Raw genomic sequence first — 14202 nt, 5'->3', positions numbered from 1 at the left:
GTTCAGCCCTCCCACTCATCCAATGCCAGATTAAGCTCTAACACGTTCACCCTCGGCTCCCCGACAAAACCGAGGTCGCGACCCTGGGTGTGTGCGGCGACCAGTTCACGCACCGTCGTGGCGGGCAGGTCGCGAGCCTGCGCGATGCGTGTGACCTGGATAGCGGCGTATTCCGGACTGATGTGCGGATCCAGCCCGGAGCCCGAGGCGGTCACCGCGTCGACGGGAACCTCGGCCTCGGGGACACCGTTGAATTCGGCGACCTGTGTCCTGCGCGCAGCGATCGCGGCGATCAGATCCGGGTTTTCGGGGCCGAGGTTGGAGCCGGAGGATGCGCCGGCGTCGTAGCCGTCGCCGGCGGCGGAGGGGCGGAGTTGGAAATACTCCGGCAGCGGGTTCCCATTTGCATCGGTGAACGCCTGGCCGATCAGTGCCGAGCCCACGACTCGGCCGCGCGCGTCGGTCAGCTGGGAACCGTTCGCCTGCCAGGGGAACACCAACTGGCCGATACCGGTGATCGCCAGCGGGTACAACACACCAAGGACCACCGTGAGGATGACCATGATGCGAACGGCCGTCCACACCGACCTACCCGCACTGCGACGAGAGACCTTCATTTCGGGGAGTCCTTTCAGTAACCAGGGATCAGCGCGACGATGAGATCGATGGCCTTGATCCCCACAACGGGTACGAGGATCCCGCCGAGCCCGTAGAAGAGCAGGTTCCGGTTCAATGCTTGGGCGAGGTTGGTCAGACGGTAGGGGACGCCGATGAGGGCGAGCGGGATCAGGATGGCGATCACGACAACACTGAAGATGACGGTCGACAAGATGGCCGAGGCGGGCGAGTGCAGCCCCAGGATGTTCAGCGCCCCCAAGCCTGGGAAGACGCCGACGAACAGGGCGGGGAACAGCGCGACGTATCTGACGAGATCGTTGGCGATGTTGAACGTCGTCAAAGCGCCGCGGGTGGCCATCTGTCGCCGACCGACCTCGATGATCTCCACAAGCTTGGTCGGGTCGTCATCGAGGACGATCATGTTCGCCGCCTCCTTCGCCGCCGCGGTGCCCGTGTTCATCGCGACCCCGACATCGGCTTGTGCGAGCGCGGGGGCGTCGTTGGTGCCGTCGCCGCTCATCGCCACGAAATGCCCGGCCGCCTGTTCCCGTTTGATCAGGTCCAGCTTGTCCTTCGGCGTGGCGTCTCCCAGAAAATCGTCTACCCCTACCTCTTTCGCGATTGCCGCCGCAGTCAATGGATTATCGCCGGTGACCATGACGGTTCTGATCCCCAGCAGCCGCAACTGATTCACGCGGGCCGGCACAGTGTCTTTGACCACATCCTTCAAGTGGATCACCCCGAGAACCCGGCCCGGCCCGTTCCCCGGCTTACTGGCCACAACCAGTGGGGTGCCGCCGGATCGGGCGATCGCTGCGGTCACAGACCTGAGCTCGTCCACGACGGGACGCGACTGTTGGGTGCCCGTGTGCTTGAGCCAGCCGAGGATCGCGGACTCCGCGCCCTTGCGAACACTGGTGCCGTCTTCGTCCAGGTCACGCCCGGACATCCGCGTCAAAGCGCTGAAAGGCACGCTGCGGCCTGCGCGGCTCGCGTCCGTGTCGAGGACGATGCCGTGGCGACGGGTCAGCTCGATCGTGGACGTGCCCTCGGGTGTCGGATCGCTGAGTGAGGACAGTGCGGCAGCACGGAGCAACTCGTCCTCGCTGGTCCCGGCGACCGGCACGAACCGGGTTGCGCGGCGGTCGCCTTGGGTGATCGTTCCGGTCTTGTCCAGCAGCACTGTGGTGATATCTCCCGCCGTTTCCAGAGCGTGCCCTGAATCCAGGAGCACGTTGCGTTGCAGCAGCCGGTACATTCCTGCGATCCCGGTCACCGACAGCAACGCGGCGATCTCGGTGGGTACCAGGCAGGCCACCAACGCGACCAGCACCGGAACCGACACCGGGCCGGCGACCGGGGAAGCAATGGTATTGACCGTGAGTGCGATGAGTACGAACGAGATTGAGAACGACGCGAGCAGTGCGCTTAACGCCAGCTCGTTGGGGGCCTTCTGCCGGCGGGCTCCTTCGGCGAGGTCGATCATCCGATCCACGACCGTGTCACCGATCGGCGCCGTGACACGAACCACGATCCGATCCGAAAGGACCCTGGTGCCACCGGTCACCGCGGAGCGGTCACCGCCGGATTCGCGGATCACCGGGGCCGACTCACCGGTGATGGCCGACTCATCCACTGAGGCGATACCCCAGACCACTTCACCGTCGGCGGGGACCACACTCCCGACCGTCAGCACCACGATATCCCCGGGTTGCAGCTCGGCCGAATTCACATCTCGAACGTCGGCACGGTGCGCACCGGGGTCGTTCGTGTCGTCGTAGCGGCGCACACGATGCGCGGTGGTGCTCTCCCGCATCAACCGAAGGGACGTGGTGTGGCTTCGACCGCGCCCTTCCGCCAGCGCTTCGGCGATATTCGCGGCGAGGAGTGTCAGCCAAAGCCAGACGGCGATCGCCCAACTGAAACCCGGGGGCAGCACAGTGCCGCCGGAGACAGCCGGGCCGCCGATGAAGGGTTCCGCGAACGCGACCACCGTGGTGAGAGCGGCACCACACCACACAACGAACAGCACCGGGTTCCGCCGCTGCACTCGGGGGTCGAGTTTGCGGATCGCGCCGCGAAGCGGCAACCCGAAGGTCCGCAAGAACGATTGGAGCCGCCGTTGACCGGCCCCCCGCTTGAACCGCCGTATGAGCGTCATCCCAACCCTTCCGCCAGTGGGCCAAGTGTCAGGATGGGGAAGAAGGTGGGGACCGAGACGAAGATGATGACCCCGACCAGCAGGCCCACGAACTGCGGACGGTGAAGCGGCAGTTCGGCAGCCTGGGATGCCGTCCGGTCCTGGGAGGCAAATGAGCCGGCCAATGCCAGCACCAGAGCGATCGGCACAAAACGGCCAAGCAGGATGATGATGCCCAGCGTCGTGTTCAGCCAGGGGGTGTTCGCGTTGAACCCGGCGAATGCGGAACCGTTGTTGATCGCGGCCGAGACGAATGCGTACATCATCTCAGAGAGCCCGTGCGATCCAGGGTTGCCCATGGCCGTGCCGACGATCTCATCGTGCACTGCGGGGATGGCGAGGCTAACCGCCATGCCGACTAAGGCAAGGGTGGGCATCACGAGAATGAACAGGCTGGTCAGCTTGAGTTCGCGTACACCGATCCGTTTGCCGAGAAACACAGGTGCGCGGCCCAGGAGCAGGCCGGTGAGGAACACGGCGATGACGGCCATCACGAGGATCGTATACAGTCCCGCGCCGACCCCTCCGGGAGAGACTTCTCCGAGGAGCATGTTCAGGATGGCGATCATCCCGCCCAAGGCGGTGTAGGAGCCATGCATCGAGTTCGCGGCGCCACCGGAGGTTCCGGTGGTCGCCGACGCGAACAGCGTCGATCCCACGACCCCGAATCGTTGCTCCTTTCCCTCCATCGCACCACCGGCCAGCTGGGGAGCTGTCCCATTACCGGAGAGTTCGAAGATCGTCAGGAGTGTGAACACGGCCACGAAGAACACGGCCATCGTCGCGAGAATCGTGTAACCGATCCGGTGGTCGCCGACCATGCGGCCGAATGTGCGCGGCAACGCGAAGGGGATGACCAGAAGCAGGAAGATCTGGACCAGGTTCGTCCACGGCGCAGGGTTCTCGAAGGGGTGCGCGGAGTTCGCGTTGAAGAATCCGCCGCCATTGGTTCCCAGCATCTTGATCGCCTCCTGAGAGGCGACGGGACCGCCAGGGATCGACTGCGTGCCACCGGTGACGGTGGTCACCTCGGTGAACCCGTTGAAGTTCTGGACCACACCGTCGGCGAGCAGGATGACCGCCGCCAGCACTGACAGTGGCAGGAGTATCCGCAAGGTGCCGCGCACCAGATCGACCCAGAAGTTGCCGAGGGTGCCAGTACGCCGTGACGCGAAACCTCGCACCAGCGCGATTGCGACGGCCAATCCCACGGCCGCCGAGACGAAGTTCTGTACCGACAGCCCGGCCATTTGCACGAGGTAACCGACCGTGTGTTCCGGGGAGTATGACTGCCAGTTCGTGTTTCCCACGAACGACGCCGCCGTATTGAACGCCAAGTCCTCCGGCACCGGCGGCAGCCCCAGCGAGTACGGCAGCAGGTGCTGAGTGCGTTGCAGAAGATAGAGACCCACCAACCCCACAGCAGAGAACGTCAGGACCGCGCGCAGGTACGCCTGCCAGGATTGCTCGCTTTTCGAGTCCACCCCCACCAAACGGAACAACCACCGCTCGATCGTCCAATCCTTCGCCGAGGTAAACACCCAAGCCATGTAATCGCCCAGCGGGCGATACAACACACCCAGCAGGACTGCCATCGTCGCCCCAGTCGCGACCGCCAGAAGCCACCCCATCAGAACCGCTCAGGATGAACCAAAGCAACCACGAGATACCCGACAGCTGCGACAGCGAGCACCACCGCGGCACACTCCACGACAATCATGGCCGTGCCAGCGCCCCATAGAGCCCAGCAACCGCAACAAACAGTGCAACGCCACCAAGCACGTAAACCACATCCAGCATCGGCAACTCCTATCCCGTTGAACGCCCCCCTGCGGGGACTGCCCTGCCGATCCAACACCATCACCAGGTGTGCAATCCATGCTCCTAACAGAATCCATACGGAAACCAGCCGAACCCTCGCACTATCCAAACGGTGCCCGTGCCCGGCCCATCCCCCACGACCATGCATTCGCCGGAGACGGGCGGGGGCGATCCGGTATTTGCCGTGCAACGACCCTTCCGAAGAAAAGGAAGTCCCCGCCCGGCGTCTGCTCAGCGTTCCAGCTCGTCTAACGCCAGGTTGAGTTCCAGCACGTTCACGCGCGGTTCTCCGAGGTAGCCGAGCTCGTGACCTTGGGTGTGCGAAGCGAGTAGGTCGCGTACCGTCTCGATGGGCAGATTGCGGGCTGCTGCGACGCGTGCCACCTGGATCGTGGCGTACTCCGGGCTGATGTGCGGGTCCAAGCCGGACGAGGAGGCGGTTACCGCATCCGGCGGAACCTGATCCGCTGGCACGTCGTTGAACTCGGCGACTTGTGCTCGGCGGTCTTCGATTGCGGCGATCAAGTCCGGGTTCTCCGGACCGTAGTTGGAGCCGGAGGATGCGCCAGCGTCATATACATCACCGGCGGCTGAGGGCCGGGGTTGGAAATACTCCGGCAGCGGGACTCCGTCATCGTCGGCGAAGGACTGCCCGATGAGTGCCGATCCCACTACTTGGCTACCCCCGTCACGGATGATGGACCCGTTTGCTTGCGCCGGGAATGCGAGCTGGGCGATGCCGGTGATGGTGATGGTGTAGACGATGCCGAGGAGCACGGTGAAGAGGGCCATGGCCCGTACCGCGACCCAGGTGGTGCGTCCGGTGGAGCGTGTGGATGTGTTCATTGTCTTTTTCTTTCTATACCGGTCAGAATCCGGGGATGAGGCGCACGAGAAGGTCGATGAGCCAGATTCCGATGAACGGGGCGATGATGCCGCCCAGGCCGTAGGCGGCGAGATTGCGGCCGAGGGTCTTCGACGCGTTCATCGGCCGATACTTCACACCGCGCAGTGCGAGCGGGATGAGGATGACGATGATGATGGCGTTAAAGATGATCGCTGACAGCACCGCAGAAGCCGGTGAGTGCAGCCCCATGATGTTCAGCACCCCGAGGCCGGGGAACACTCCCATGAACATCGCCGGGATGATCGCGAAGTACTTGGCGATGTCGTTGGCGATGGAGAAGGTGGTCAGTGCCCCGCGGGTGATCAGCAGTTGCTTGCCGATGCGGACGATATCAATAAGTTTGGTCGGGTCGGAGTCGAGGTCGACCATGTTGCCGGCTTCTTTAGCCGCCGAGGTGCCGGTGTTCATCGCCACCCCGACGTCGGCTTGCGCCAAGGCGGGGGCGTCGTTGGTGCCGTCACCGGTCATGGCGACGAGGTTGCCGCCGTCTTGTTCCCGTCGGATGAGGGCGAGCTTGTCCTCCGGTGTGGCTTCGGCGAGATAGTCGTCCACACCGGCCTCGGCGGCGATCGCCTTCGCCGTCAGCGGGTTGTCTCCCGTGATCATGACGGTGCGGATGCCCATCGCACGCATCTGCGCGAACCGTTCGCGCAGTCCCTCCTTGACGACGTCCTTCAAGTGCACGACGCCCAGGACTCTCCCTTCGGTGCCTAACGATTTGACCGCGACGACCAGCGGGGTGCCGCCAGACTGGGCGACCTGATCGGTGTACTCCTCCAGCTCCGCGACCAGACTGCTCGGCAGCCGAGTGCCGTCTTGCTCCAACCATCCGATGACGGCAGAACCGGCCCCTTTGCGGATCTGGATGCCGTCGGGCTGATCCAGCCCAGACATGCGGGTTTGTGCAGTGAACGGTACGGTCTCGCCCGGCGCGACCTCACCGACCTCGACTCCTTGCGCCCGGGCAAGGTCGACGATGGAGGTGCCCTCCGGTGTCGGGTCGGCGAGCGAGGAAAGCGCTGCCGTACGGATCAGTTCCTGCTCCTGCACATCGGACAGACGCAGGAACTCGCTCGCCCGGCGGTTGCCGTAGGTGATCGTGCCGGTCTTATCCAGCAGCAACGTCGTCACATCCCCGGCGGCCTCGACCGCTCGGCCCGACATCGCCAGCACGTTGCGCTGCACAAGGCGGTCCATCCCGGCGATGCCGATCGCTGACAGCAGGGCGCCGATCGTCGTGGGGATCAGGCACACCAGAAGTGCAACGAGCACCGGGATGCTCACCGGCTCAGCAGCATGGGACGCGATCGGGTTCAGAGTGAGCGCGACGACGACGAAAATGATCGACAGCGAGGCGAGAAGGATGGACAGGGCCACTTCGTTGGGCGTCTTCTGCCTCTGGGCGCCCTCGACTAGCGCGATCATCCGGTCCACGAACGTTTCGCCGGGCTTGGAGGTGATCCGTACAATGATCCGATCCGATAGCACCCGGGTGCCGCCGGTGACCGCAGAGCGGTCGCCACCGGACTCACGGATGACGGGTGCTGACTCGCCGGTGATCGCGGACTCGTCCACTGAGGCGATCCCGCACACAATGTCTCCATCACCCGGGATCAGCTCACCGGCGGCCACCACCACTGTGTCGCCGAGTTGCAGATCGGCCGAGGACACGTCCGACAGGTCCGTGCGCTCCGCGGCGGCGTCGGCGGCCGGGTCGTAGCCGGCGGTGCGATGGGCGGTGGTGCTGGTGCGGGTCTTTCGGAGTGTCTCGGCCTGCGCTTTTCCGCGGCCCTCCGCGACCGCCTCGGACAAGTTGGCGAACAGCACGGTGAGCCACAGCCAGGTCGCGATCGCCCAGGTAAACGAGGGCGGCACTGCCGTGCCCCCGGACTGGGTGGGACCGCCAAGGAACGGTTGGGCGATCGCCAGCACGGTGGTCAGTGCGGCGCCGACCCAGACGAGGAACATGACCGGGTTGCGCCACTGCTGACGTGGGTCGAGTTTGCGGAACGCGCCCGGAAGTGCCGCGCGCAGTTGCGTCCAGGAGAACGCGCTACGCGGGGTCGCGCTGCCCGTTGAGCCCACGCGGTCGGGTGAGGTGAGTGTGGACATGGTTTACAACAACCCTTCCGCCAGGGGACCCAGCGTGAGAACGGGAAAGAAGGTCAAGGCCGTGACCATGACAGTCACGGTGGTGAGCAAGCCGACGAACAGCGGCCGGTGAGTGGGCAGTGTGCCGGCCGTGGACGGCACCTTGTCTTGTGCGGCGAGGGAGCCGGCCAGCGCCAGGACGAACACGATCGGGACGAAACGGCCCAACAGAATCGCCAGCCCCAACGTGGTGTTCAACCACGGGGTATCCGCCGTCAGGCCGGCGAAGCCCGACCCGTTATTGTTGGCCGCGGATGTGAACGCGTACAACACCTCGGACAAGCCGTGCGGGCCAGGATTCAGGATCGACGTGTTCTCCACCTCCTCGCGCACACCAGGGATTGCGAAGCTCAACGCGACACCGGTGAGGACGAGGATGGGCATCACCAGGATGTAGAGACTGGCGAGCTTGATCTCGCGTGGGCCGATCTTCTTGCCCAGATACTCCGGAGTACGCCCGATCAGCAGACCGGCGATGAACACCGCAATCACGGCGATCACCAGGATGCCGTACAAGCCCGACCCGACACCGCCGGGAGCCACCTCGCCGAGCATCATGTTCAGCATCGGGATCATCCCACCCAGCGCCGTATACGAATCGTGCATCGAGTTCACTGCACCGGTGGACGTGCCGGTGCTCGTCGTGGCGAACAGGGTGGAGCCGATGATCCCGAACCGCTGCTCCTTGCCCTCCAACGCGCCGCCGGCAAGCTGCGGTGCGGTGCCCAGCCCGGCAGATTCCAACGCGGTGAGGATCGAGAAGGATGCCACAAATAGCACGCCCATGACGGCGAGGATCGCGTAGCCCTGACGCTTGTCACCGACGATCCGCCCGAATGTGCGCGGCAGCGAGAACGGAATCATCAGCATCAACAGGATCTCTACGATGTTCGTCCACGGGGCAGGGTTCTCAAACGGGTGCGAAGAGTTCGCGTTGAAGAACCCGCCACCGTTTGTGCCCAGCAACTTGATGACCTCCTGCGAGGCGGTCGGACCTCCCGGAATCGACTGCGAACCACCGGTAAGCGTGGTGACCTCGGTGAACCCGTTGAAGTTCTGAATGACGCCACCGGCCAACAACACGATCGCACCGATCACCGCGACCGGCAGCAGGATACGCAGCGTGCCACGGACCAAGTCGACCCAAAAATTCCCGATCGTCCCAGAGCGCCGGTACGCGAAGCCACGTACCAGCGCGATCGCCACCGCGATGCCGACCGCAGCAGAAACAAAGTTCTGCACCGCCAGCCCAGCGAATTGGACTGTGTACCCGAGAGTGGTCTCCGGAGCATACGACTGCCAGTTCGTGTTGCCGACGAACGACGCCGCCGTGTTGAACGACAGTGGCTCGCTCGGCGCGGGCAGACCGAGTGAGTATGGCAACCACTGCTGGAGTCGTTGCAGCCCATAGACCAGCAACAATCCGACCGCGGAGAACGCCAGCACGCCACGTAGATATGCCTGCCAGGTCTGCTCCGTCTTCGGGTCCACACCGATCACCCGGTACAAGCCGAGCTCGACCTTCCAGTCCTTACGCGAGGTGTACACCCACGCCATGTAGTCGCCAAGCGGCCGATACAGCACCGCGAGGATCAGTGCAACGGTTCCCAACGTGAGAATCGCGAACAGCCAAACCATCAGAATCGCTCCGGCTTCACCAAAGCGAACACAAGATACACGATCGCAGCGACCCCCAAAACGGCGGCGATCAGCTGGAAGACGATCACAGCTTCTCCACCGCCTTACCCAGGAGGCCGATCAGGATGAATAGGCCGATTACACCGGCGATGTACACGATGTCTAGCACGAGTGAGCTCCGTTCCTCAGACGGCCACCAGGCGGCGGCCGTACGCCGTGATGGGGCGCAATCACCAATCCAACACCTGACGAACCGCCACAACGAGCGGTCTAACGGAATACATACATGGTTCGGATGAACCCTCGCGATCTCCATACGGCCAGGGCCCGACGGAGTACACCAAAAGGGCTCCGGAGCGCGATTGAATGCCGCGGTCAGGATGCCAAGTCGCCGTCGGCATGGACGCAGTGCAAGGCGCCTAGCGTGTGGACCAGTTGGGCGGCTCGACGCCGCCGAGGGCGATGAGCTGTTCCGCCGACAGATATCCGCCTTTGGGCTACCGCCACAGTGCAGGTTTTCGACTGAGGCGGCTTCGGGGGCTCCGCTGGTCGGATATGGAGAACATTCCCCGCGTCTCACTCCATACCGCCAAGGAGGTCCGCGGCTTGAAAGCCTGGTTAGAAGTCCTCCTCCACTACGATTCCTGCCACCCGTCCCAGTGGAGCATCGAACAACACGGGAACGGAAATCCCCTCCTGGTACTCGGGAGGGGTCCTACCCCTCGTCGGCTCCCTGAGCACTGCGGCCGCTTCATCCTGATGATGCTCTGATACCGGATGATTCCACTAGTCCGCTTGCTGTTCTCCGCCATTTACGCATGGACGATGATCTCGTCCTCGGCATAGAGCACCGTCTGGGCTGTCGTATGTTCCTAGCAAGTGTCCGGATGCCGCACAGCCACCATCGTGACAGCGAACTTGTCTCGAAGGCCCAAGTCTCCTAGTGGCCGGTCCTGTGCCACTTCAAGTGGCCGGGTGCGGACCATGACGAAATCAGCCTCTTTTTCGAGGTAGTCCAGCATTCCTCCCCGCACCAGGTTGGCGGTCCGCCTCCCCATGTCGTGTTCGGGTCGTATGACGTGCTCGATGCCGAGTTGGCCCAGGATCTCCCCATGTGGTTCGCTGATGGCCTTGGCCCAGATTTTCGGGTGGTCGTACTTGAGCAGGCGCGAGGCCGTGAGGATGCTTGCCTCTCTGTTGCTTCCGACACCGACCACCACCACGTCGAACTCATCTACCCCCAATTTCCTGAGCGTTTCCACGCGGGTCGCATCGGCCTTGACCACGTGGGTCAGCAGGCCGTTGTAGGACTGGACGGTGTCCTCGTCGAGGTCGATGCCCGGGACCTCGGTCCGCTGGGCTTCCAGTTCGAGTGCCAGGGCCCCACCGAACCGTCCGAGGCCAATGACGGCGATGCTGCGGGCATCCTTGGGCAAGGGCGCAATGTGTCCGGTTCTCGGTGACCTAGCCAATGAGGGGACTTTCCTTGGGGTATTCATACAGGGGTGCGCGGTTGCGAAGCGCCAGGGCGGATGCCAGGGTCACGGGTCCGAGGCGTCCGATGAACATCAGGGCCATGGTCGAGCCGACCAGCAGAGCGATTGCCAGCAAGACGACGGTGATCGCCTGGCGGTGCACCGCGCGGGAGAGCCGTTTGTCGAACACATTAATCGCGGCCCCGCCGCGGATCTGGCCACGAGCATCAGGGCCGGCGTGTTCAGCCTGTGCCGGCGGACGGGGTTCTTGCGATGCGTGGCCTGGTGGAGCCATTTGGTCAGCGTTGCTACATAGGCAAGCGCGGGCGACAGGGCGCGTGGCAGCCGCCGTTTCCAGCGAAGCCTGAAAATGCATGGATTCAACTTAGCAGCCCCAAGCGGGCGGCTCGGTGTTGCCAGCATGCGTGGGAAGCAGGTGTTGGCACCGCCTGGGCAAGGCAGGTGTTTCCACAGGCGCCTGCTGTCTTCGCCGTTGCGGCCGCCCATGAGATCGGCCATCGGCAAGCAAGCTGCAAGCCACCGTTAGCTTGCTCGGAGCACTGTGACCAAAGATCCGGGATGCCTGAGACCAGACCGGCTCTGCATACCCCAGAGGAAGGCGGGCACAAGCAGGGCCCCAGCCAGGGAGAAAAACTGGGGAACTTGCTGTGCACACTGTGTTGGAACGATGCACCGGCACAAGCAAGTGAAGTGTAGTCCGCTCAACTACAGGAATCGCTTAGCCCGCTAAATAAACTATGCCACGCATATTTCCCGATGCGCGCCCTAAGCGACGACTGACCAGCAGCGATATCGGATCCGGCAAAATTCGTGGCTGTTGTTCACCTGTTTCCGGTCTCCGTGGAGAACGGCATTATACAGGACCTGTGCCCCCTTGCCCTTCCCAGCTGTAGTTCCCATGGTCGTTGTGATCGCGGCTGATGGGAGTTGCGCCGCCGATTCCAAATGGTGTCGATGGTAATTGTCGTAGTGCAGACATTAGGCGCACGCCTCAGACCGTTCGGCGTCGCTGCTGTAGAGCCGGGAGTAGGCCCAGTCCGCAGCACAGGAGCGGCTAAAGCGCGATATTTGTCGTCAGGATCAGGCTCTGCTTTTCGTAGGCGTCCGATATGACCTGGAACAACAGCCGCGCCCCTTCGGTATTGATGGGCAGGTATCCCAGCTCGTCAATTACGAGGACGCGATTGCGGGCCAGGGCGGCCAGTTCGCGGTCCAGGCGTTGCTCGTCCTTGGGCCCGGCGCAACTGCATCACCAGCGCCGAGGTCGTGAAGAACTTCGCGCCGATGCCCTGCCGGCAGGCCGCGGCGGCCAGCGCGATGGCCAGATGGGTTTTGCCGGTACCCACGTCCCCATAGAGGACGAGGTCCTGGGCCTGGTCGATGAAATCCAGCGAGACCAGGGCCTCGCGACCGTAGTCCGTTGGGAACCTCGCCGCCGACCAGTCATAGCCTTCCAACGATTTCAGTGCCGGGAGCCGGGCTGCGCGTAGGAGGCGATGCCGGCGTGATTGCTGCCGCGAGGCGTGCTCGGCTTGCAGCAGCCCGTGGAGGTATTCACGCTGTTTCGGGGTGCCCTTGGCGGCCCACTCCTCAAGGACTGTTCCGGTCAGGGACGCGGCCCGCCCGGCGTCGATGATGTCCTGGACCTCGACGCCGCTCATGCCGGTTCCCCCGTCGTGGCCATGAGGTTGTCATAGACTCCCAGGTCCACCCCGGCCCCTTCGGGTTCGGTGTCGTGGGCGATCCTGCGGGCGAGCATCCCCAACGCGGCGGGCTCCGGGGTTCCGTCGTGGCGGATCAGGGTCTCGGCGGCCTGGATGGCCGAGTCGAACCCGGCAGGACCGGACGCGGCCTCCACCGCGTTCAGCAACCGGCGCCTATCTGCCGTCCCTGCCCGGTCCAGCCAGTCCCGCACCGGGTCCGGGACCACCTCGCGCAGCGGTGAATGCGACCATGCCCCGGGCTTGCGCACCAGCAGCGGCAGCAACGATGCCGGCTCGAACACCGTGGCGGACTGCTTCCCGAAGACCCGCTCGAACGACACGAGGGGTTCGGCGTGCTCGTCGAGGATCTGCACGACGTCGTGGCGCAACCCGACCGTAAGGTTCCGGGAGTGGTACGCCGGGCCGGCGGCGTAGGCGTTGCCCTCGATGAGGACGTTCCCGGTCTTGTCGGCCTTGCGCGACTCGTAGCGCACCGGGTCGAACCCGATCCCGGGCAGGGCCATGCACGCGGCGACATCCCCGGCGAACAGTTCCCCGATCGTGAGGTGCTTGCGCCAGTGCGTCGCGGTGGCCAGGTTCTGGCAGCGGGCGAGCAGGACCTCGTTCAGCCCGGCCAGGGTCGCGGCTCCGGGTTCGGGGACCATCAGGTTCCGGCGCAGGAACCCGACCGCGTTCTCCACGTTGCCCTTCTCGTTGCCCGAGTTCGGATTGCAGTATCGCGCCTGGGTCCGGTAGTGGAGCTTGAAGGCGTTGAAGAGCTTGGACTCCACGATCTTCCGCCCTGTGCGCCTGCCCACGCCGGTGGCGTTGTCGAACACCAGCTCCCTGGGAGCCGCGCCGATGGTCTCGAAGATTGTCCGCAGCCCGTGGCAGACGCATTCGGCCGTCTCGCCGCGGTAGGCCTGCACGAAGCGCATGTTCGAGAACGGGAACGTGATCACCAGTACGTGCAGGAGTTGCCGGATCCCGGCGATGATGGCTTCGGCCTGGCCGAAGTCGACCTGGGCGGTTCCCGCCGGCCAGACCAGTTCCGCGTGCCCCTCCCCGGCCGGGCGGTTGCGGGCATTGAACCGCTTCACGTAGCGCTGGACCGGCGAGTAGGAGCCGGTGAAGCCGTGCTCGTCGACGAGGCGGTCGAAGACGCGTTTGGCGGTATGGCGCTGTTTGCGTCGGCGCTGGTTGTCCTCGGTCAGCCAGGTGTCGATGATCTCCGCGAAACCGGTCATCACCGAGCCACCGGGCCTGGTCGCCGGTGCCTGCGGCGTTGGCGAGTAGTCCTCCAGATCGGCGTATTTGGCCACCGAGTCCTTAGCTGATGTCCAGGGTTCGGGCGATCTGTCGGGCGGGGACTCCGTCGGCGTCAAGGCGCCTGATATCTTCTTGCATGGACATGGGTACCGTCATCTTCTTTCCAGCCCTTCCGGCGCCATAGCTAGTGGAATGGCGGCGCCAGAAGGAACCTATCTGGGGGTGGCGGGCCCATGTCCTTCAACACTCCGGACAAGGGCACCCGGGCCACTGAGTGCGGACATCTTCCGCGATGCCGACCCGCGACTTCGCGCGGCATGGCGTGGCCGGATTCTTTTCGCTCTTTTGGCAGGAAACCTGCCACTAACTAGGCAGGATTTCCCTGCTGAGCTGGCCTAT

General features: G+C 64.2%; 10 protein-coding genes and 2 pseudogenes. All 12 read right to left on the bottom strand.

All coding sequences use genetic code 11. The features are described from left to right. Positions 1-2: 2 nt before the first annotated feature. Entirely contained in the window at positions 3-617 is a 615-nt protein-coding gene (gene kdpC / locus ACN0TP_RS13075; RefSeq protein WP_417219643.1) for a K(+)-transporting ATPase subunit C, read from the bottom strand. Positions 618-631: 14 nt separating this feature from the next. Next, entirely contained in the window at positions 632-2779 is a 2148-nt protein-coding gene (gene kdpB, locus ACN0TP_RS13070; RefSeq protein WP_417219642.1) for a potassium-transporting ATPase subunit KdpB, read from the bottom strand. Beyond that, positions 2776-4449, bottom strand: a complete 1674-nt coding sequence (kdpA, locus tag ACN0TP_RS13065) for a potassium-transporting ATPase subunit KdpA (RefSeq protein ID WP_417219641.1) — start codon at positions 4447-4449, stop codon at positions 2776-2778. The genes kdpB (ACN0TP_RS13070) and kdpA (ACN0TP_RS13065) overlap by 4 nt, the downstream gene beginning before the upstream one ends. Next, entirely contained in the window at positions 4449-4538 is a 90-nt protein-coding gene (gene kdpF / locus ACN0TP_RS13060) for a K(+)-transporting ATPase subunit F (RefSeq protein WP_417219640.1), read from the bottom strand. The genes kdpA (ACN0TP_RS13065) and kdpF overlap by 1 nt, the downstream gene beginning before the upstream one ends. 332 nt (positions 4539-4870) lie before the next feature. After that, positions 4871-5485: a potassium-transporting ATPase subunit KdpC gene (kdpC, locus tag ACN0TP_RS13055; protein ID WP_417219639.1), complete on the bottom strand. Its 615-nt coding sequence runs from the start codon at positions 5483-5485 to the stop codon at positions 4871-4873. Between the two features lie 22 nt (positions 5486-5507). After that, the gene (kdpB, locus tag ACN0TP_RS13050; RefSeq protein WP_417219638.1) at positions 5508-7658 is read right to left on the bottom strand and encodes a potassium-transporting ATPase subunit KdpB; all 2151 of its coding nucleotides are present in this window, start codon (positions 7656-7658) and stop codon (positions 5508-5510) included. A 3-nt stretch (positions 7659-7661) separates the two neighbouring features. Then, entirely contained in the window at positions 7662-9335 is a 1674-nt protein-coding gene (kdpA, locus tag ACN0TP_RS13045) for a potassium-transporting ATPase subunit KdpA (protein ID WP_417219637.1), read from the bottom strand. A gap of 872 nt (positions 9336-10207) precedes the next feature. Beyond that, positions 10208-10771 carry a potassium channel family protein gene (locus ACN0TP_RS13040; RefSeq protein WP_417219635.1) on the bottom strand — a complete coding sequence of 188 codons (564 nt, stop codon included), beginning with the start codon at positions 10769-10771 and terminating at the stop codon, positions 10208-10210. Between the two features lie 28 nt (positions 10772-10799). After that, positions 10800-11027, bottom strand: a pseudogene (locus ACN0TP_RS13035) (TrkH family potassium uptake protein); the annotation flags it as partial. Between the two features lie 858 nt (positions 11028-11885). Next, a complete protein-coding gene (locus ACN0TP_RS13030) occupies positions 11886-12002 on the bottom strand; it encodes an ATP-binding protein (protein ID WP_417219717.1) in 117 nt (38 codons plus the stop codon). After that, positions 11998-12492 carry an ATP-binding protein gene (locus ACN0TP_RS13025; protein WP_417219634.1) on the bottom strand — a complete coding sequence of 165 codons (495 nt, stop codon included), beginning with the start codon at positions 12490-12492 and terminating at the stop codon, positions 11998-12000. The genes ACN0TP_RS13030 and ACN0TP_RS13025 overlap by 5 nt, the downstream gene beginning before the upstream one ends. Continuing rightward, positions 12489-13947: pseudogene (istA, locus tag ACN0TP_RS13020) on the bottom strand (IS21 family transposase). The gene ACN0TP_RS13025 and the pseudogene istA overlap by 4 nt, the downstream one beginning before the upstream one ends. Positions 13948-14202 lie beyond the last annotated feature (255 nt).

It is taken from the genome of Arthrobacter sp. (assembly GCF_048266065.1).
Classification (GTDB): Bacteria; Actinomycetota; Actinomycetes; order Actinomycetales; family Micrococcaceae; genus Arthrobacter_H.
This window is presented reverse-complemented; position numbering and strand designations above follow the sequence as displayed.